Annotated in this window: 1 protein-coding gene; it reads right to left on the bottom strand. The window is 76.5% G+C overall.

What is annotated here, in order from left to right:
• Positions 1 to 204 precede the first annotated feature (204 nt).
• Positions 205 to 378: mycothiol transferase (locus C1J00_RS43960; RefSeq protein ID WP_146046436.1), on the bottom strand; the 174-nt coding region annotated here is incomplete at its 5' end.

Here is a 378-nt window from a genome sequence, read left to right on the forward strand (position 1 = left end):
CTCGTCGGCGGCGAGATCGACGTACTGCGGGCCGCGGAGCCCCGCCGACCGCGGGCGCACTACGGGATGCCGGTGCGCGGGAAGCCGGTGCGCGGAAAGCCGGTGCGCGGAAGCCCGAAGCCGGAAAGCCGGTGCGCGGAAAGCCGGTGCGCGGGATCCCGGTGCGTCGGCCCCGGTGCGCGCACCCGCCCGGCGCCACGGGGCTCAGCCGGCCACGCCCGCCTCTCTCGCCGCCTCCTCCAGCCTGCGCCGATGGCTCTCCCGCCGAGCCCGGTCGCCCGGCGGCATGTTGTCCTTGCCCGGCGTCAGGCCGACCGAGCCGTCGATGAGTTCGCGCACGATGTCGGCGTGACCGGCGTGACGGCTGGTGTCGGCGAT

Source organism: Streptomyces cahuitamycinicus, from assembly GCF_002891435.1.
Taxonomy (GTDB): Bacteria; Actinomycetota; Actinomycetes; order Streptomycetales; family Streptomycetaceae; genus Streptomyces; species Streptomyces cahuitamycinicus.